This is a genomic window from Candidatus Chazhemtobacterium aquaticus, from assembly GCF_009936135.1.
GTDB classification, from domain to species: Bacteria; Patescibacteriota; Microgenomatia; order UBA1400; family Chazhemtobacteraceae; genus Chazhemtobacterium; species Chazhemtobacterium aquaticus.
This window is the reverse complement of sequence record NZ_CP047901.1, coordinates 63897-81485: the sequence shown is the minus strand read 5'-3', so window position 1 is coordinate 81485 and position 17589 is coordinate 63897. Positions and strand designations below refer to the sequence as shown.

The following is a 17589-nucleotide window of genomic DNA, read 5'->3' as shown; positions in this document are numbered from 1 at the left end:
TGCAAAGTATATCATTAGATTTGAGGTTTAAGATCCTGATAGAATGAGGTTGATGAAAGTGGCAATAGTTCATGATTTTATTAAGGAGTTTGGTGGTGCTGAAAGGGTGCTTCGGGTATTGGCAGATATGTATCCAGAGGCACCAATTTATACTGCCTTTAGGGTTAAGGGATCGGCGTGTGATAAGGAATTTGCGGATAGAAAGATTGTAGAAAGTAGGTGGGCTTGGCTGATTCGGCGTTGGAGATTGTATTCGCCGTTGCGATTTTTGTTGCCCTGGATTTGGGGGTCGATTGACTTAAGTGATTATGATTTGGTGATTACTTCTTGTTCTGGATATATTGCTCGAGGTTTTAGGGTTGGTGATAAAACTAAAGTAGTTGCGTATTGTCATACACCGCCGAGATTTTTGTACGGTTATGAAACATCGATTGATTTACAGAAATACTGGCCGGTAAAGATCTATGCTTACGTGGTGAATCATTTTTTGAGAAAGTTTGATTTTGAGGCAGCAAGTCGAGTGGATAAGTGGGTGGTAAATAGTAGAAATGTGCAGAACAGGGTCAAGAAGTTTTATCGGAAAGATTCGGTGATAATATATCCACCAATTGAGATAGATAAGTTTGTGGGGAAGTCTGATGATTTGAGTAGAGAGGATTATTTTTTGATTGTATCAAGATTAGTTGGAGCTAAAGGTTTGGAGGAGGCGGCGAGAGCTGCCAGTGAGTTGGGTTTTGAGTTAAAGATTGCTGGTGGATCAGCTGGTTATACCAAAGTGGAGCAGAGATTAAAGGAGATGAGGGTGGAGATGTTGGGGAGGGTGAGTGATGAGGAGTTGGTGAGTTTGTATGCAAAAGCAAAGGGATTTATTGCCTTGGCTAAGGATGAGGATTTTGGAATGACAGTGGTTGAGTCAATGGCGGTCGGAACTCCGGTGATAGCATTTAATGGAGGTGGTTTTAGAGAGACAGTTAAGGAAGGCGTGACTGGAGTATTAATTAACGGTACTGATGTGAACTCAATTCGGAAAGGAATGGATAAGTTTAATAAAATAAAGTGGGATGAGGGTAGGATTAAGAAATGGGCGAAAAGATTCTCGCGAGCGAGGTTTGATAAGGAGTTTGAAGGTGTAATTAAGGAGGTGGTTAAAAATGCCTGAGTTACCTGAGGTGGAGATAACTGCTCGGCAATTGGATGAAAAAATAAAGGGAAGGGTGATTGATAGGGTTGAGGTGTTGAATAAAAAGTCATTCCAGGGTGATGCCAAAGACTTGTGTGGTAGAAAGATCGCTAGGGTTTTCAGGAGGGCAAAGATGGTTGTTTTGGAGTTTGATAGGTGGGAGATGGTGTTATTAGTACATCTGAAAATGACTGGTCAGTTGGTGTGGCGCTTGAAGTCCTGGAATGTTAATCATTTGAAGCGAGGGGTGGTAGGGGGACATCCAACTAGGGATTGGGTGGGTGAATTGCCAAACAAGCATACTCGAGTGATATTTAATTTAGTTGATGGGTCGAAATTGTTTTTTAATGATATGCGGATTTTTGGGTGGATTAGAGTGTTGTCTGGGGATGACTGGAGAAAGATGGAGAATGAGTTGCCACCTGATGTGGTAGACGAAAGCTTTAGTCTTGGGTATTTAACGCGAGTGTTATCTAAATCAGCTAGGTCGGTGAAACTGGTGATTATGGATAGCGCGAAAATCGGTGGGGTAGGAAACATCTATGCAAATGATGCTTTAAACTTAGCAAAAATTTGCCCCAGTCGAATAGCTAACAGTTTAACCAAGAAAGAGGTTGGGTTATTACACGCGGCCTTAAAAGAAGTGATGAGGCGGGGAATAAGATATGGTGGTGCGACATATTCTGATTTTCGAGACACTCAAGGATTGGGTGGGAAATATCAGGAGCATTTTTTGGTGTACAAACGGGAGGGTGAGACTTGTTTAAACTGTGGTGGAGAAATTGTTAAAACCAAAATCGGAGGAAGAGGAACATATTATTGTCCTGAGTGCCAAGTGTGATTAGCGTCGAAAAAGCTTAAGGGTGTTTTTGGGGGTTTGCCAGAGGAGGATGAGGAGAAGTTTGTTTAGTCGATTGCCCCAACGTTTCCAGAAATCGGCAAAGTAGATGATATTAAGTAGGATTAGAGAAATGGTGATGATGGCATCATAGTTGGTGCGTGAATGATAGATGTCTTCTAGTTCAAGCCACATAGCAAATTCATCATAAGCAAGACCTAGCGCGATTCCATAAAAAATAGCTAAACGGAGACGCATTTTGTTGCTGAGGTCGTGAGTGAGGGTGATGAAACCTAGGATACTAAGGAGAAATATGCCATAGGCGAAATGGTGAATGTGGTTACCTCTAACGGTAAGAAAAAGGTTGGGGAGGAAGTAAACAAGAAGGCGTGAGCTAATAAATGTGCCTAGGAATGAGAGGAAAATAAGAAAGGGGAGACCTTTGTCTGGTTTGGGTTTGAAGCGGTTGATGAGGTTCATAGTTTTATAGACTTGGTTAGTTGTTTGACTAATTGGAGGCTAATTTCTCCTTGGGGGACATGCTTGTCTAGATTCAGGGATACAAATCTAGTGTTGGGGAGAATAGCTTTGATAGCAGGAATGGTTTGTTTCATATTAACGTAGTTGTCTTTGGGTGTGTAGAGGTAAATCGTGGGGACGTTATTTGGTGGCTCTTGAGTAAGGTCTGTTTGAAGTAGATCGTGGGCTGTTTCGGCCATAACTCGGGAAGGTTGTTGGCGCCACTGGTCGATTTCATAAGCAAGAGTCTTTGGATCAATGATGTTGGGCTGAATGAGTTGATAGAGGGTGGTCATTAGTCGGTCAGATTTGATAATGCGATCTATGCCTTGATATATTTGGGGGTACTTTAGTAAGTATGGGTGAGTGAGAAACTTAATCAGGTTTTGTTTGGTGTTTAGAGTAAGATGTTTGTGACTGACTGGAGTGGCCAAGAGAATTAGTTTTTCAGGCTGGAACTTGAGTTTTTTGAGGAGTTTAATGGCAATGATACCCCCCATAGATAAGCCAATAATTGAGAAGTTGGATAGTTTTTGGTCAGAGATCCAGTGTTTTAGGATGTTTGTATAGTGGTCGGTAGTGTGAGGTTGATTGGTTGGTGAATTGCCATAGCCAGGGAGATCGGGAGCGATGACTTGGTAATCTCGACTTAGATAAGTGATGATGGATTTGAAGCGAAGAGCTCCGCCTTTTTGGCCATGGAGGAGGAGAATTTTTTTAGGCTTAGATTGAGTTTTGTAGAATCCGATATTGTGAGGTGAGCGAGGGGGTGAGTAGATGAGGGGTTGATAGTTTGAAAGTATTTTTTGGTAGAGATTTAGATGCTTTAGGGCAATTTTGTCAGCGGAGTATTGGTTGGCGAAGGTTTTACCCCAGCGCGAGAGTTGGCGTCTAAGTCTTGGATGGGTGGCAAGGTGGGTTATGATTTGAGCAAAGAGATGGTGGTTGGTGACGTCAACAATACCGTCTTTGTATGGATAATGGCGAAGGAGATACGAATAGCCATCATTGTTGCCAGCAATGACAGGGGTGCCAGCTGCTAAAGACTCGATGAGAACAATGCCGAAACTTTCTCCACCTGTTGAGGGAGCTATGAAAAGGTCTGAGTGTTGAAGATAGGCGGCTTTTTGAGAATCTGATACGTAACCTAAGAGATTGATAGTTGGTTTGTTGTTAAGTTCTTTAATTTGTTTTTTGACAAGTTGGATTTGGGGACCGGAGCCGATTATATTGAGATTAATTTGGGTTTTGAGATTTGAGGGTAGATATTTGAGAGCTTGAAGAAGATGAGGGAGACCTTTGCGTTCTTCAAAACGGCCAATGAAGAGAAGGTTTAATTTGTTGGAGTCGATATGTTTTGGTTTTGGATGTCTGGCAGTAAAGAGGCTTAGGTCTACAGCGTTGGGAATGATGTGGAGGGGAGGTTGGATAATTTGTCTATTGGTTTGGGCGGCGGTGGGTGAGACGGCAATACTGGCGGTTAGGTACGGTTTAAGGTTTTGGCCAATTTGATTGATAAGTGGTTGGAGATTTTCTTGGGGGGCGTCTTTATTCCAGCCAGTGTGAAAAGTGGCTAAGTTGGGAACCGAGGAAACCTTGATGATTTGCCAGCTGATAGAGGGGGCAATTAGTTCCTGAAAATGGAGCAGATCAAATTTGTTTTTAGTAATAATGTCGCGGATTTGGTTGGGAGTTTTGATGGTACGACTAATACTTCCCCAAGACCCATTTGGTGTGGGTACACGAATGAGTTGACCGATTTGGATATGAGGTTGGGGCGGATCGGTTTTTTGAGGAGTAGGTGAGATATAGGTAACGGAAACACCAAGTTTTTTGAGGGCTTCTCCTAGAGCTAGGGTGTGTTTTTGAACTCCTCCATGAGAAGTCCAGTCAACGTGAGATACTAATGCGATGTTGATTGTTTTATTCACGGGTATGGTTAAATGAGGTTAGACCAATATGAAAAAGTCTATCAAAAAGAAAAGTACATTGTGGAAGTGGTGGTCTTTACTTAGATTATTGGCCGTGGGATGGGTATGGATAAACCCCTTAGTTGGAATAATAGTTAATACATTGTTGGATACAGTTGATGGAGATATGTTTGAGCGAATGGGCTGGAAGAGGGATTCTTATGAGAAATGGGATAAGTGGATGGATTTAGTTTTCTTGGTATCGATAGCTACATATGTAGTATGGTACTGGCAGAGGGACACCGTGTGGTATATATTTATGCTTGTATTTGGGTGGAGAATGTTTGGTCAAGTGTTGTATGGGTTGACGAAAAAAGAGTGGTTATTGTTGATATTTCCCAATATGGTGACTGGACTGTTTTTGTTAAAAATGGTGTTGCCAAGCTTTTTGGAAATAGATTTGCTAGTATCGGCACCGTGGCCAATTTTGAGTATATTAATGATTTATGCCTTGTTTAAGGAGTGGTGGTTACACGTGGCTAAGCTTGATATTTCTGATTTATTTTTTGGTGGTGGCCGATGGCGTAGTAGGGGTTGATAAGGGTCCTTAGGTAATGCGGTAAAATCTAGGCATGAGGTTGGCAACTTTAAGTTTGGAGGGGTATAGAAGCTATGAAAAAAAACGAATTGAGTTTGGTGAGGCGGTGACGGTGGTAGTGGGGCCTAATGCTATTGGAAAGACGAATGTATTAGAGGGTTTGAGGTTGATATCTGTGGGTGAAAGTTTTCGGGCTGGCAGAATAGAAGAGATGGTTCGTTTTGGCGAGGAGATGGGGAGGGTAGAGGTAGTGGTAGAGGATGAAGGCGAGGAGACGAAGCTTTCAGTGATCTTAACTAGAGGGGAGATGGGTGGAAAGCGAGTGGCAAAGAGAAGATATTTGATTAATGATGTTGGCAAGAAAAAAGAAGATTTTGTTGGCATGTTGCCGACAGTGGTGTTTAGACCAGAGGATTTGGAGTTAATGGATGGATCACCATCGTTGAGAAGAAAGTGGTTTGATGGAGTGTTGGTTCAAGAGAGGGGTGAATATCGAAGAAGTTTGATGGCATATGAGAAGGCTTTAAGGAGGAGAAATAGAGTCTTGGAGGCGGTGAGAGAAGGAGAAGTGAGTAAGTATCAATTGACTTTTTGGGACGGATTGGTGATAAAACACGGTCAGGTTATTACAGAGATGCGAGAAAGATTAGTGGGGTATATTAATGATGTTTTTTCGAGAAGTGATTTGTTTGATGGATTAAGAATTGAGTATGACAAGAGTTTGATTAATGAGAGAAGAATAAAACAGTACGAGCGCGAGGAGATAATGGCTGGTCACACTTTAGTTGGTCCTCACAAGGATGATTTTGTGGTCATTTCGGTTGATGGTGGAGAGAGAGATTTGTCGGTGTATGGTTCGAGGGGTGAACAACGAATGGCTGTATTGGGACTGAAAATGGGGGAGTTGTTGTATTTGGAGGAAGCATTGAAGAAGAAGGTGGTATTGTTGTTGGATGATGTTTTTTCTGAGTTTGATGAGGAACATGCAGTGGAAGTACATAGGGTGATGTTGGAAAGGCAGGTAGTAGTTACGACTACCAATGAGGATGACTTGAGTGGTTTGGAGAATGTAAAGGTGATTAAATTGGAAGAATGAGAAAAAAGTTTGAGAGTGGTGATTTGATTAGTTTGTGGCGCCCAGAAGCGACAATGACTAAGTTTGATGGAGGCCAGGTGGTAATTGTTGGAGGTTCGAGTCTGTTTCATGGTGCGCCGGTGTTGGCGCTTAAGGCTGCTAGTCGGTTGGTTGATATGGTTTATTTTGCCTCTGGTGAAGAAAATCGAGATATAGCCGAGAAGATTAAGACGAGTTTGAGTGCGTTTATCTGGATACCTAGGGATGAATTGGATGAGTATATTAAGAAATCCGACGTGGTACTGATCGGGCCCGGGTTGATGAGGTATGTGAGTGAGAAAGGGGGGCATAATGGTCAGGTGTGTGACGGAGAGGGTCGTGAGACCAAAGCTTTAACTGAACGACTAGTTAGTGAGTTTCCGTTAAAAAAGTGGGCATTAGATGGTGGGAGCTTGCAGGTGATGGATGATGGGTTGATTCCATTGGGAGCAGTAGTGACACCTAATACGAAGGAGTACGAGATGCTTTTTAGAGAGAGGATAAACTGGCGAGATTTTGATGGTGTAGTAGAGAAGGTTGAGAGGCAGGCGGTTAAGCATGGGTGTGTAATTGCTCTTAAGGGAGTGGTGAGCGTGGTGAGTGATGGTAATAGTACATATTTGGTTGAAGGTGGGAGTCCGGGTTTGAGTAAAGGGGGAACGGGTGATGTGGTAGCTGGTTTGACGGCTGGATTATTGGTTAAAAACCCTCCTGTGTTGGCAGCGGCAGCGGCAAACTTCTTAGTAAAGAAAACGGCTGAGGAGTTAGATAGTGAGAGAGGGGAGATGTTTAATGCAGATGATTTGGTAGAGAGAGTTCCAGTTGTTTATAAGAGAAGCTTGATGGAGACTAGTTAGAACGTTTTTTGGTTTTTTTAGGTTGGGAGGAGGATTCGAGTTGGGTTTGGAGTTTGGTTAACTGGAGAGTAACGATGACGGCGAGCGCGGTAATAGCGATAGCGTAGATAAATAGAGAGATGAGGCCTGATCCTTTGGCGAAGTATGGTCGGATATAGAGATTAACAGTCTCTTTGATAACTTCATTCCAAGCAAGAGCTGCAACAAGACCAAAACCTGAGGTAGCAAGGGTGAGCATCTGTTTAATCGTAGCTAGAGGAAGGTCGCGGAACGAGTTGGGTGGTTCTATCTTTTTGGCCATATAAGGTATTTTAACAGGATTGTACTTGATTTTTCCTGCATAATTTGCAACAATTGTGGTGAATGTTTGAGCCTAAGTATACGATTTCTAATAACTTGTTGAGGTTTGTTGGTTTGGTTGAGGCGGCAAAAGAAGTAGTTAATAATGCTCCTCTGGTACCGGCATGGGAGGCAAAATTTAAGGAGGAAGCGGTGGTGCGAACAGTACATTTTGGGACTCATGTTGAGGGGAATGATTTAACTTTGGAGCAGGCAGAGCAGGTGGTAAGACAGGAGACTGAAAGAGGTGCGTTGGCTGCTGAGGTGGCAGAGAAAGCGGGTATTACGGCTAGAGATAGAGATGTTCAGGAAGTGATTAACTATCGAAATGTTTTGAGTTATCTTGATGATTTGGTTGAAGATTATTTAAGTAGGGGTGGAAAGTTTGAGTATTCTCAGAAACAATTATTGCAGATACACGCTTTGACGATGGAGAGAGTAATTGAGCCACACAAGGTGGGAGTATATCGACAAGATCAGGTGGTAATAAGAGGGGTGAAAGATGGAGAGGTGGTTTATCGACCACCTAATGCAGTGGAGGTTCCATATCAGATTGAGGACTTTTTCGTATGGTTGAATAGCGCAAAGGCTGGTGAGATGCATCCAGTTATTAGGGCGGGTGTAGTACATTTCGAGTTGTCGAGAATCCATCCGTTTATAGAGGGTAATGGGCGGGTGGCTAGAGCCATGGCCTTATTAGTGCTAGCAGTAGAAGGAATAGATGCGAGAAGGTTCTTTAGCATCGAAGAACATTTTGATCGGAATGTGGAGACTTACTATGATGCTTTTGTCAAAGTGTTTGAGTCAGGAGGAGATATGACTAGTTGGCTCGAGTTTTTTGCTGAGGCAATGGCGATAGAGATGGATAAAGTTAAGGAAAAGGTAAAGAAATTGTCAGTGGATAACAGGTTGCGGGGTAGAATGGGTAAGCAGGTAGCCTTGAAAGAGAGACAAATTAGGTTGATAGAGTATTTGGAGACTCATGAATGGATGACGATGACAGAGGCAAGAAAGTTGTTGCCCATGGTGAGTGATGACACGATTTTGCGAGATTTAAAAGATTTGATGAAAAAAAGTTTGGTAAAAAAGCGAGGAAAAACTAAGGGTGCAAAATATTCTCTAAAGGTTTTAAGATAGGAGGAGTTGTTATTAGAAAGTTAGTGATGATGAAGTTTGAAAGGTTGGGACAAAAGTTGAGTGAGTTGGAGCGGGTGAGTTCGAGGAATCGAATGACTGAGTTGTTGGCTGAGTTGGTGAGAGAGGTAGAGGTGAATGAGGCTGATGTGGTGGCATATTTGATATTAGGGAGATTAAGGCCATTATATGATAGTTTGGAATTTGGTTTGGCAGAGAAGCAGGTTCAGAAAGCAGTAGCGAGGGTGACCGAGAAAGATTTGGGGGAGGTTGTCAGCGTGTATAAGAAAGAAGGAGACTTGGGTGAGGTGGTTGAGGGTTTGTTAAAAAGCGGACCAAGTAGATTAACAGTGGTTGAGGTACATAAGATTTTGGAAAGAATTGCTAAAGAGAGTGGAGCGGGTTCACAAGAGAGAAAGTTGGTTGGTCTGGCTTCACTTTTGGGTGACCTGGATGGATTGTCAGCAAAATATGTAGTCAGAATAGTGTTGGGTAAGCTGCGCTTAGGTTTTTCAGATAAAACTTTGTTGGATGCGGTTAGTTGGGCATATAGGGGAGATAAGTCCGCTAAGTCAAAATTGGAAAGAGTGTACCAGATGCGTCCGGATATTGGGTGGTTGGTAAAGTCGGTTAAGGAGAAGGGAATTGATGAAGTGGCAAATAAGATTGAGATGGAGCTGGGGGTTCCGATTTCACCGATGTTGTGTCAGAGGTTGAAGTCAAGTAAGGCAATGATAAAAAAAATGGGGAGGGTTGCGGTTGAGCCAAAATTTGATGGAACAAGAGTGCAGATTCATTTCAGGAGGGGTGGTAAAGATTGGGAGGTGAGAACGTTTACAAGAAATTTGGAAGAAACTTCCAAGATGTTTCCCGAGTTAAAAGAGATGGTTCTACACGTAAAGGCAGATGAGTTGGTGTTGGATAGTGAGGCTGTCGGAATAGATCCTAAAACAGGGAAGATGATGTCGTTTCAGATGACAATTACGCGAAAGAGAAAACATGGAGTAGCAAATCAGGCAGGAAAGGTGCCGTTAAAGTTTTTTGTGTTTGACGTAATGTATTTGGATGGAAAGAGTTTAATCGATAAAACTTATGAGGAAAGAAGAGCGATCTTAAAAGATGTGATTAAGGATAAGGATTTATTAGTGGTTGACGATTATTGGGAGACAGATGATCCGAAAAAGATTCGCCAAATGCATGAGCGGTTACTTGGCGAGGGTTTAGAAGGGGTGATTGTAAAAAAGCTAGGAAGTGAGTATGTTCCAGGGAGGACCGGATGGAGGTGGGTGAAGATGAAGGAGGTTGAGGAGTCGCACGCGAAGCTGTCAGATACGGTTGATTGTGTGGTGATGGGGTACTATCGAGGTAGGGGTAAGCGGGCTCAGTTTGGGATTGGGGCTTTTTTGGTTGGGATTAAGGGTGGAAGTGGTTATGTGACCGTGACAAAGGTAGGAACAGGATTAACGGATGAGTTATTTAGGGAATTAAAGAATAGGCTTGATCGTTTGGTGGTTAGAGAGCGACCAAGTGAGTATGTTATTGATAAGGCTTTAGAGCCTGATGTGTATGTGGAACCAGAGTTGGTGGTGGAGCTGGCGGCAGATGAGGTAACAGAGAGTCCGACCCACACGGCTGGATTGGCGTTGCGATTTCCACGGCTAGTAAAACTGAGAGACGATAAAAGTGTTGATCAGATTACGAGTCTAAGAGAGCTTAAAGAAATGAGGATTTAGATGATGATCATGGCGTCTCCGAAGGAGTAGAAGCGGTAACGTTGTTCGATGGCGGCTTGGTAGGCTTGGCCGAGGTGTGATTTGGAAAAAGAGCTGAAGTGGTGGGGGGTATTGGGATGAGAGATGAAGGCGGAGGTGAGCATAAGGAGGCTGCTTTGGGGTAAATGGAAGTTGGTAATTAGGCCGTCAATAAAGCGAAAATGGTAGGACGGTTTGATAAAGAGTTGGGTTTGACCATTACTGGGTGTGAGGTGATTATTTTGATCAAGACAACTTTCAAGGACGCGGGTGGTGGTTGTACCAACGGCGATAATTCTTTTACCTGATTGTTTTGCTTGGTTAAGATTGTGAGCTGTGGCAGAGTTGAGGTTATAGCTTTCCGGGTGAAGAGTGTTGGTTGAGAGTTGTTTTGAGGTAACTGGTTTAAAGGTACCTAGACCAACATGAAGGGTAAGGTATTGGATGTTAACGCCGTGATTGGATAAGTTTTTTAGTAATCTAGAGGTGAAGTGGAGTCCTGCGGTTGGGGCTGCGACCGAGCCAGATTCTTTGGCAAATACAGTTTGATAATAGTGCCTGAGTTTATTTTCGGTCGAATGAGGGTGAATATATGGAGGAATGGGAGTGGCACCAGTTGAGTTAATGAATTGATCAAGTTTTGAGGCGGAGATTGTAAAGTTAATGATGGGTAGTTCTGGATTAGAGTTGGGAGTGGTGGTAGCGATGTGTTTGTGGTTGTGGAAGAGTGGTTGGTTAGGTTTAAGACCTGGTTTGGATATGGCTTCAAAAGAGTTTGGTGATAGGCGTTTGGTGAGCAGAATCTCGACTTTACCCCCAGTTGATTTGTGGAGGTGGAGTCGGGCAGGAAAGACTTTGGTTTGGTTGAGGACTAGCACGTCATTGGGAGTGAGAAGTTTGGTAAGATCCGAAAAGTGGTAGTGTCTTGTTTGCCCGGTAGTTTTATTGAGGAAGAGGAGTCGACTTCGATCACGAGGATTGTTTGGATGGTGAGCAATAAGAGAAGGAGGAAGATGGTAGTCAAAATTGGTTAGCTTCATGTGGTGTATATTGTAGGGTATGGGTCGAGATTGGAGAAATGGTTTAAAGACGCAGGAGGTGGAAAAAATAAGGAGTGTTTATGGGGAGAATGTAATTGCTCAGGAGAGAAAGTTGACGGCTATAAAAATATTTTGGTTACAGCTCAAGTCGCCTTTGATATATGTTTTGTTGTTAGCGTCAGTGGTGACGTTTTGGCTGGGGGATTATGTTGATACTGGGGTGATTTTGTTTGCGGTGGCGATAAATACTTTGTTAGGATTTTTTCAGGAGTATAGAGCAGAAAAAAGTTTGGAGGCCTTAAAAGGTGTGTTGGCTCCGCGGGCGAAGGTGTATCGAGATGGAGAGTGGAAGATGGTTTTGGCAAGAGAATTGGTGCCTGGTGACTTAGTTTATTTAGCAGATGAGCATAAAGTTCCGGCTGATGGAATTTTGGTAGGCGAGGAAGGGTTGTTTACAAATGAGGCAATTTTAACGGGAGAGAGTGCGCCAGTTGAAAAGTATGATTGTGAGAGTGGGCGAGTGTTGAAATGTGAGAGCGTGGAAGAGGTTAGGAGTGTTTTTGATAAGGTTGATAACAAGCATAAGGCTTTTATGGGGACTGAGGTAAAAATGGGTGTGGGTAGGATGATTGTAATTCGGATTGGAGGTGAGACAGCAGTGGGTAAGGTAGCTAAGTCACTGAAGGATGCGCCGGCAGAACAGACACCACTGCAGATTAAGGTGGAAAGATTGTCAAAACAGCTGGCTGTTTTAGTGGGAGTGGTATCACTATTGGTGTTATTAGCTGGTTTGGCGGTGGGAGACAGTTTTGAGGAGATTTTTCCAACAGCGGTGGCCTTGGCAGTCGCCTCTATTCCTGAGGGTTTGGTGGTGAGTTTAACGGTGATTTTGGCTATTGGAATGCAGCGAATTTTGAAGCAAAAGGCGGTGGTAAGAAGATTGACGGCGGCGGAGACCTTGGGAAGTGTGAATGTGATTTGTGCAGATAAGACGGGTACCTTAACGGAAGGGAAGATGAGAGTGACAGGAGCGGTGCTTGATATAGATGGTAAGCCTAGTAAAAAGAAAGAGAAAGATATGGTGATGACGGCGGTGTTATGTAACGATATGAGGGATCCGTTGGAGTACGGGATGAGTGATTGGGCTAGATCGAAAGTGGGCAAGTTGGGTGAAGGTGTAAAGAGTGGTGAGGAGTTAAAGAAGAAGTATGAGCGAGTATATAGTCTGCCATTTAACTCGAGGGATAAGTATATTGCGACTTTACATAAGGATGGCGTGAAACAAAAATTGTTGGTGTCTGGAGCGCCGGAGGTGGTGCTGTCTATGGCAAAGGGGATGAGTAAGAGAGAGGCAGATGCGTGGAAGAGTAAATTTGAGGAAATGGGAAGTAAGGGTTATCGGTTAGTAGGTTTTGGTCAGAAGACAGTCTCTGGTAAGTTGAAGATCAAGCGAGAGGACATTGGAGATATTGATTGGATAGGAATTTTGGTGTACGAGGATCCGGTACGTAAGGGGGTGAGATCTGTTTTGAATAAGGTTAAACGGGCGGGGATTGGAGTTAAGGTGATTACTGGAGATTATCGAGAAACGGCGGTAGCAATCTTGAAACAGCTAGAGTTGTTAGGTGATGAGGTGGATGGCTTGGTGATGGAGGGAGATGAGCTAGAGGAGATTTCAGATACAAGGTTAGATGAGGTTATTGATCGAGTGATATTATTTGCTAGAACGAATCCTGAGCAAAAACTTCGGATAGTTGAAGCGTTAAAACGACGTGGTAATGTAGTGGCGATGACTGGGGATGGAGTCAATGATGCGCCGGCGTTGAAGCGGGCGGATATTGGAATCGTAGTTAATGAGGCGAGTGAGGTGAGTAAAGAGACGGCGGATGTGGTGTTGCTTGATAGTAACTTTAAGACGATTGTGATGGCAATTGAGGAGGGGCGGGGAGTATATGATAACTTGAAGAAAATTATTGTGTATTTGTTGGCTGATGCGTTTGCGGAAATTGTGGTAGTAGTAGGAGGAATGTTATTGGGTTGGCCTTTGCCGATTTTGGCGACTCAGATTTTATGGATAAACTTGATTAGTGATGGTTTTCCGAGTATGGCTTTGACGGTGGAACCCAGAGAGGGTGATGTCTTGAAAGACCCCCCTAGGGGTAGGTCAGGTAGTTTAATTGATGGTGAGGTGGTAACACTGATTGTGATGATATCTTCTGTTGCTGCGGCGATGACCTTGATGGCTTTTGGTTATGTTTACAATATTTTGGAATATAGTTTGGAACATGCTCGGACGGTGGCATTTGTAATGTTGGGGGTAAATAGCTTGTTTTATGTATTTTCTTCGCGGTCCTTGTCGGAACCGATTTGGAGGGTGGGATGGAAGCGGAACCCGTGGTTATTGTTAGGTGTTGGTATGGGATTCGTTCTTCAAGTGATAGTAGTTTATGTGCCTTTTTTACAGGAAATTTTCCAAACTGTGGAGCTTGATATCTTGGATTGGTTGATTGTAGTGATGGCTTCGATGGTATTGGTGGCGATGGTTGAGGGAGTTAAGTTTGCTTATTCAAGGAGCTCATGATTGAATGGGAGCATGTTGGCATCTAGCATGGCATGGCAGGTGGTGGTGATGTTGTTGGCGGTTGGAGTGTTAGTCAAGGCAACTGATGCTGTGGTAAGGGGATTGGATGAATTGATCAGAGTGACTAAGTGGGGCAGGTTTGGAGTAGCAGTTGGTTTAATGGCGGTAACGACGAGTTTGCCCGAGTTATTTGTAGGTATAAGCTCTGCATTGGAAGGAGCTTCATCTTTGTCTTTGGGAAATGTGATAGGGAGCAATATTGCTAACTTGTCGCTGGTGATTGGTGGCGCGGTGTTAGTGGGGGGGTCAGTGGCTGTTGTAGGTAATTATGCACGAGAGGACTTGGTTTATACTTTTTTGGTTGGTTCTCTACCTTTATTGCTATTAATGGACAAGAGTTTGGGTCGAGTTGAGGGTTTGTTGTTGCTGGTGGTCTATGGGGTTTATTTGTGGTTGGTAAGTAAGGGTAAGCCAAGAAAGGTGCTTGAGTGGGATGTAAGAGAAATGACTAGATCGGCTTTGCGTAGGATAGGGAGTCGGGAAACGACAAGGCCACTGGCTTGGGTGCTGGTGGGGATGGTGGTGGTGGTAGCAGCTTCTGAGGTGGTGGTAGATATGGGTTTGGTTTTGGCTCAAGGCTTTGGGATACCGATCTTACTGGTAGGTATTTTTGGTTTAGCAGTAGGTTCAAGTTTGCCCGAGTTGGTATTATGGTTGAAAGCAGCTATGAAGGGGGATGCAGTGTTGATTTTTGGAAGTTTATTGGGTAGCGTGGTGACGAACTCAACTTTGGTAATAGGGGTGACTGCCTTGGTTTCACCTATCAAAGTCCAAGCAATAGATTCGTATTTAGTGGCCACGTTGGCATATATTATTGTTTTCTGGTTGTTCTGGTTGTTGACAAAAACTAAGAGGAGGTTGGATCGGTGGGAAGGGGTGGCATTGATCTTAGTTTATCTAATTTTGCTGGTGGTGGAGTTGACAAAGAGTGGTTACGGGATTGAGGTTTGGAGAGGACTGATGAGTTGGATTATTGGTTAGGATCTTCGAGTTCTTGGAAGGTGATAAGATCCTTGAGGGTTTGTTTGAGTTTTGGTTTCCTGGCGAACTGGCGAATGACATTGTCTAGGCGGATGAAGGCGGTTTTGCCTGCGGAGTTATCCCTAAATACGTGCCCCCCCATAGCGTAGTCTCGAGGTTTTAGGATTTGGTGCGACTTGGAGGTAATAATTGAGAGTCTTTTAGTGGCGATTTGTTGAAGTGTTGTAAGGCTGCCTTCGTGGCGGAAGCGGCGTAGATCCATGATTAGTCTGGGATGACGGTAGATAGCGAAGGAGAGGTTGAGTTTATGTCCGGTTCTGATGAAGTCTTCATCTTCGGCAAATTTGACATCTTCTCGGAAGCCGCCAATTTTTTTAAAAGCTTTGGGAGAGGCTCCGATAATAGTGCCAAGGGCAAAGGGTGCGTCGAGAGAGTTGGAGATATCAAGGCTTAGATTAATTGAGGTGACAATGGCTTTATCAGCGGTTCGATCACTGTCGGCTTTAAGCCAAGTGGTAAAGAGGTCAACTGGTTGGCGGTGGATTTGGTAGGAAATGCCTTCGAGGAAATAGGGAGGGATTTGACTATCGGCGTCAAGGAAAAGAAGGTAAGTGCCAGTGGCGACTTTGGCTCCTAAGTTTCTTTGATGGCTGACGTGGCGAATAGGGGAGATGATCTGTTTGAATGAGGGTAATTTTGAGGCAAATTTTTGGGCAAGTTTGCATGTATTGTCTTCTGATTGTCCATCGACGTGAATAACTTCAAACTTTTGATTAGTTTGTTGGGTTAAATCTTCGAGAAGACGAGGGAGGGCTGTTTCTTCGTTGAGCGAAGGAATAATGATTGAGAAGATTGGTTGTTGATTGGATTTTGGTTTGATCATTGAGAGTTTGGAGTAGTGAGTGGGTAAAGCTATAATCAGAGTATTACTAGTCAGTATTATAGCAATGAGATTGGTGGTTGGGTTGGGTAATCCGGGAGAAAAGTATCTTATGACACGACATAACGTTGGTTATATGGTGGTGGATAAAATGGTGGGTGGTGAGTTTAAGCGAGAAGAGAAGATGAAGGCTATGGTTTGTCGGGAGAACGAGGTGATATGGATTAAGCCGGAAACATATATGAATAGATCGGGTGAGTCGGTGCAAAGGGTTGCAAGTTTTTATAAAGTTGAGAGTGAAGATATTTATGTGATTCATGATGATTTAGACATTCGATTGGGAGAGTACAAGATTCAAAAAGGACGAGGACCTAAAGATCACAACGGCTTGAATAACATAACTTTGATGTTGGGTAGTGATGAGTATTGGCGAGTTAGAGTTGGAGTTGATAATCGGGAGGATAGGAGGATTATTGGCGAGGAGTATGTTCTAAACAGGTTTATGAAGAATGAGATAGTTATAATTGAGGAGGTGATTGGTAAAGTAACTAATGAGTTGGTTGAGAGGCTAGAGATAACAAGGTAAAGTGGATGGATATGATCAGAAGATGGTGGTGGAGGAGAAAGAATAGGAGTGAATCTAATTTACAGGCAAGTTATTGGAACACTTTTTTTAGAGCAATGGCGATTGGCTTGTTGGGGATTTTTGTGCCAATTTATGTGTATTTGATTGGAGTGGAGTGGGGGAGTGGTTGGAAGACGGGGGTGGTGTTTTTGATGTTTTTTTTGGCATTAACAAGGTTGACAGTGATAGTGGCTGTTTGGGTGACGGCGAGACTTATCGAGGTGAAAGGGTTTCGTTGGAGCATAACAGTAGCTGGTTTTTTAGGTGTTGTTTATTATGGGTTGCTAGTAATGGCTGAGAGGTCAGTTTGGTGGTTAGTACCTGCTTCCGTGGTTTTGGGGTTTGAGATAGTGTTGTATTGGATTCCTAGGTTATCAATGAATGTTGATTTTGGTCACAAGGAGAGGATGGGGAAGGAGATAGGGGTGCGGAACATGATAAACCGAGGCAGCTCGGTTTTAGGTCCGTTTGCGGGAGGAGTAATTGCTGGTATGTGGGGATTTGATATTTTGTTTGGAGTAGGTGTGAGTGTGTTGGTAATGTCGTTGATACCAATCTATTTTATGGAAAAGCATAAACACGAGGATGGGGTGGGTTTTGGTGATCTGGTTTCGTTTTGGAAAGATGAGAAACAAAGTTTGGTGTCGTTTTGGGGTCAGGGGATCATGGATGGTGTGTCTGCCTGGATATGGCCATTGTTTGTTTTTATTGTGATTGGGAGCTTGGAAGAGTTGGGAGCAGTGACAAGTGCGGCGTTGGGTGTATCAATGTTGGGAGTGTTTTTAGCAAGCAAGAGCTTTGATTGGTTGAGGTCTTTTGGCGGAGATGAAGATGAGAGGTTGTTTGTGACGGGTAATGTGATAACAGCGGTAATGATGGTGGTGAGAGGTTTGGCTAGAGGCGTCTGGTCAGTGTTTGGGCTGGACTTATTGTACCAAGCAGCACTGCCTTGGATGTCGGTGCCTTTGTATGGCTATATATACACTTTAGCGGAACGTAAAGGGGTGGTTCGGGTAATAAGTTATCGAGAAATTTTTTACTCGTTAGGAGTAGTTTTGGTAGCTGTTGTGGGAGTGGTGGTGTTAATGTGGCCGGGGGGGTGGCAGATTGTATTTGGAATAGGAGCTCTGGGGGGGTTGATGACCTTACCGATGAGAAAAGAGAGTAATCAATAATTTTTTT

At 43.5% G+C, this 17589-nt stretch carries 16 protein-coding genes; 11 read left to right on the top strand and 5 right to left on the bottom strand.

Annotation, left to right across the window (positions count from 1 at the left end; translation table 11 throughout):
• Positions 1 to 52 precede the first annotated feature (52 nt).
• The gene (locus MICH65_RS00350; RefSeq protein WP_161931458.1) at positions 53 to 1159 is read left to right on the top strand and encodes a glycosyltransferase; all 1107 of its coding nucleotides are present in this window, start codon (positions 53 to 55) and stop codon (positions 1157 to 1159) included.
• Positions 1152 to 2021: a DNA-formamidopyrimidine glycosylase gene (gene mutM, locus MICH65_RS00345; protein WP_161931457.1), complete on the top strand. Its 870-nt coding sequence runs from the start codon at positions 1152 to 1154 to the stop codon at positions 2019 to 2021. The genes MICH65_RS00350 and mutM overlap by 8 nt, the downstream gene beginning before the upstream one ends.
• Here mutM and MICH65_RS00340 read toward each other — a convergent pair whose 3' ends face one another.
• Both MICH65_RS00340 and MICH65_RS00335 read right to left on the bottom strand, forming a co-directional pair.
• The gene (locus MICH65_RS00340) at positions 2022 to 2498 is read right to left on the bottom strand and encodes a hypothetical protein (RefSeq protein ID WP_161931456.1); all 477 of its coding nucleotides are present in this window, start codon (positions 2496 to 2498) and stop codon (positions 2022 to 2024) included.
• Entirely contained in the window at positions 2495 to 4468 is a 1974-nt protein-coding gene (locus MICH65_RS00335) for an alpha/beta fold hydrolase (protein ID WP_161931455.1), read from the bottom strand. Before MICH65_RS00335 ends, MICH65_RS00340 begins: the two co-directional genes overlap by 4 nt.
• 28 nt (positions 4469 to 4496) lie before the next feature.
• On the opposite strand from MICH65_RS00335, the gene MICH65_RS00330 reads away from it, so the two are divergent.
• The 3 genes from MICH65_RS00330 to MICH65_RS00320 are packed head-to-tail and all read left to right on the top strand — an operon-like array spanning position 4497 to position 7016.
• Positions 4497 to 5045, top strand: a complete 549-nt coding sequence (locus MICH65_RS00330) for a hypothetical protein (RefSeq protein WP_161931454.1) — start codon at positions 4497 to 4499, stop codon at positions 5043 to 5045.
• A 34-nt stretch (positions 5046 to 5079) separates the two neighbouring features.
• On the top strand, positions 5080 to 6141 hold the full coding sequence (gene recF / locus MICH65_RS00325; RefSeq protein WP_161931453.1) for a DNA replication/repair protein RecF: 1062 nt from the start codon (positions 5080 to 5082) through the stop codon (positions 6139 to 6141).
• Entirely contained in the window at positions 6138 to 7016 is an 879-nt protein-coding gene (locus MICH65_RS00320) for an ADP-dependent NAD(P)H-hydrate dehydratase (protein WP_161931452.1), read from the top strand. The genes recF and MICH65_RS00320 overlap by 4 nt, the downstream gene beginning before the upstream one ends.
• Here the strand turns inward: MICH65_RS00320 and MICH65_RS00315 are convergent.
• Positions 7009 to 7317 carry a DUF5654 family protein gene (locus MICH65_RS00315; protein WP_161931451.1) on the bottom strand — a complete coding sequence of 103 codons (309 nt, stop codon included), beginning with the start codon at positions 7315 to 7317 and terminating at the stop codon, positions 7009 to 7011. The genes MICH65_RS00320 and MICH65_RS00315 overlap by 8 nt on opposite strands.
• 62 nt (positions 7318 to 7379) lie before the next feature.
• Here MICH65_RS00315 and MICH65_RS00310 point away from each other — a divergent pair, with 62 nt between their 5' ends.
• Complete coding sequence (locus MICH65_RS00310; RefSeq protein WP_161931450.1) at positions 7380 to 8492, top strand: Fic family protein; 1113 nt, start codon at positions 7380 to 7382, stop codon at positions 8490 to 8492.
• A 26-nt stretch (positions 8493 to 8518) separates the two neighbouring features.
• Complete coding sequence (locus tag MICH65_RS00305) at positions 8519 to 10222, top strand: ATP-dependent DNA ligase (RefSeq protein WP_161931449.1); 1704 nt, start codon at positions 8519 to 8521, stop codon at positions 10220 to 10222.
• Here MICH65_RS00305 and queA read toward each other — a convergent pair.
• Positions 10219 to 11280 (bottom strand): tRNA preQ1(34) S-adenosylmethionine ribosyltransferase-isomerase QueA, encoded by a 1062-nt coding sequence (queA, locus tag MICH65_RS00300; protein WP_161931448.1) that lies wholly within the window; start codon positions 11278 to 11280, stop codon positions 10219 to 10221. The genes MICH65_RS00305 and queA overlap by 4 nt on opposite strands.
• 19 nt (positions 11281 to 11299) lie before the next feature.
• Between queA and MICH65_RS00295 the strand changes: the two genes are divergently transcribed.
• Entirely contained in the window at positions 11300 to 13861 is a 2562-nt protein-coding gene (locus MICH65_RS00295; RefSeq protein WP_161931447.1) for a cation-translocating P-type ATPase, read from the top strand.
• A 27-nt stretch (positions 13862 to 13888) separates the two neighbouring features.
• Positions 13889 to 14902 carry a sodium:calcium antiporter gene (locus MICH65_RS00290; protein WP_161931446.1) on the top strand — a complete coding sequence of 338 codons (1014 nt, stop codon included), beginning with the start codon at positions 13889 to 13891 and terminating at the stop codon, positions 14900 to 14902.
• Here the strand turns inward: MICH65_RS00290 and MICH65_RS00285 are convergent.
• A complete protein-coding gene (locus MICH65_RS00285) occupies positions 14892 to 15785 on the bottom strand; it encodes a glycosyltransferase family 2 protein (protein WP_161931445.1) in 894 nt (297 codons plus the stop codon). The two genes, MICH65_RS00290 and MICH65_RS00285, sit on opposite strands and share 11 nt — an antisense overlap.
• Positions 15786 to 15849: 64 nt before the next feature.
• On the opposite strand from MICH65_RS00285, the gene pth reads away from it, so the two are divergent.
• Entirely contained in the window at positions 15850 to 16368 is a 519-nt protein-coding gene (pth, locus tag MICH65_RS00280; RefSeq protein WP_256375682.1) for an aminoacyl-tRNA hydrolase, read from the top strand.
• 11 nt (positions 16369 to 16379) lie between these two features.
• A complete protein-coding gene (locus MICH65_RS00275; protein WP_161931443.1) occupies positions 16380 to 17582 on the top strand; it encodes an MFS transporter in 1203 nt (400 codons plus the stop codon).
• Positions 17583 to 17589: the final 7 nt, after the last annotated feature.

Coding starts and splice junctions, on each gene's coding strand:
- recF (WP_161931453.1), top strand. CDS start 5,080: ATGAGGTTGGCAACTTTAAGTTTGGAGGGGTATAGAAGCTATGAAAAA.
- pth (WP_256375682.1), top strand. CDS start 15,850: ATGAGATTGGTGGTTGGGTTGGGTAATCCGGGAGAAAAGTATCTTATG.
- MICH65_RS00350 (WP_161931458.1), top strand. CDS start 53: ATGAAAGTGGCAATAGTTCATGATTTTATTAAGGAGTTTGGTGGTGCT.
- MICH65_RS00275 (WP_161931443.1), top strand. CDS start 16,380: ATGATCAGAAGATGGTGGTGGAGGAGAAAGAATAGGAGTGAATCTAAT.
- mutM (WP_161931457.1), top strand. CDS start 1,152: ATGCCTGAGTTACCTGAGGTGGAGATAACTGCTCGGCAATTGGATGAA.
- MICH65_RS00320 (WP_161931452.1), top strand. CDS start 6,138: ATGAGAAAAAAGTTTGAGAGTGGTGATTTGATTAGTTTGTGGCGCCCA.
- MICH65_RS00330 (WP_161931454.1), top strand. CDS start 4,497: ATGAAAAAGTCTATCAAAAAGAAAAGTACATTGTGGAAGTGGTGGTCT.
- queA (WP_161931448.1), bottom strand. CDS start 11,280: ATGAAGCTAACCAATTTTGACTACCATCTTCCTCCTTCTCTTATTGCT.
- MICH65_RS00295 (WP_161931447.1), top strand. CDS start 11,300: ATGGGTCGAGATTGGAGAAATGGTTTAAAGACGCAGGAGGTGGAAAAA.
- MICH65_RS00340 (WP_161931456.1), bottom strand. CDS start 2,498: ATGAACCTCATCAACCGCTTCAAACCCAAACCAGACAAAGGTCTCCCC.
- MICH65_RS00305 (WP_161931449.1), top strand. CDS start 8,519: ATGATGAAGTTTGAAAGGTTGGGACAAAAGTTGAGTGAGTTGGAGCGG.
- MICH65_RS00310 (WP_161931450.1), top strand. CDS start 7,380: ATGTTTGAGCCTAAGTATACGATTTCTAATAACTTGTTGAGGTTTGTT.
- MICH65_RS00315 (WP_161931451.1), bottom strand. CDS start 7,317: ATGGCCAAAAAGATAGAACCACCCAACTCGTTCCGCGACCTTCCTCTA.
- MICH65_RS00290 (WP_161931446.1), top strand. CDS start 13,889: ATGGCATGGCAGGTGGTGGTGATGTTGTTGGCGGTTGGAGTGTTAGTC.
- MICH65_RS00285 (WP_161931445.1), bottom strand. CDS start 15,785: ATGATCAAACCAAAATCCAATCAACAACCAATCTTCTCAATCATTATT.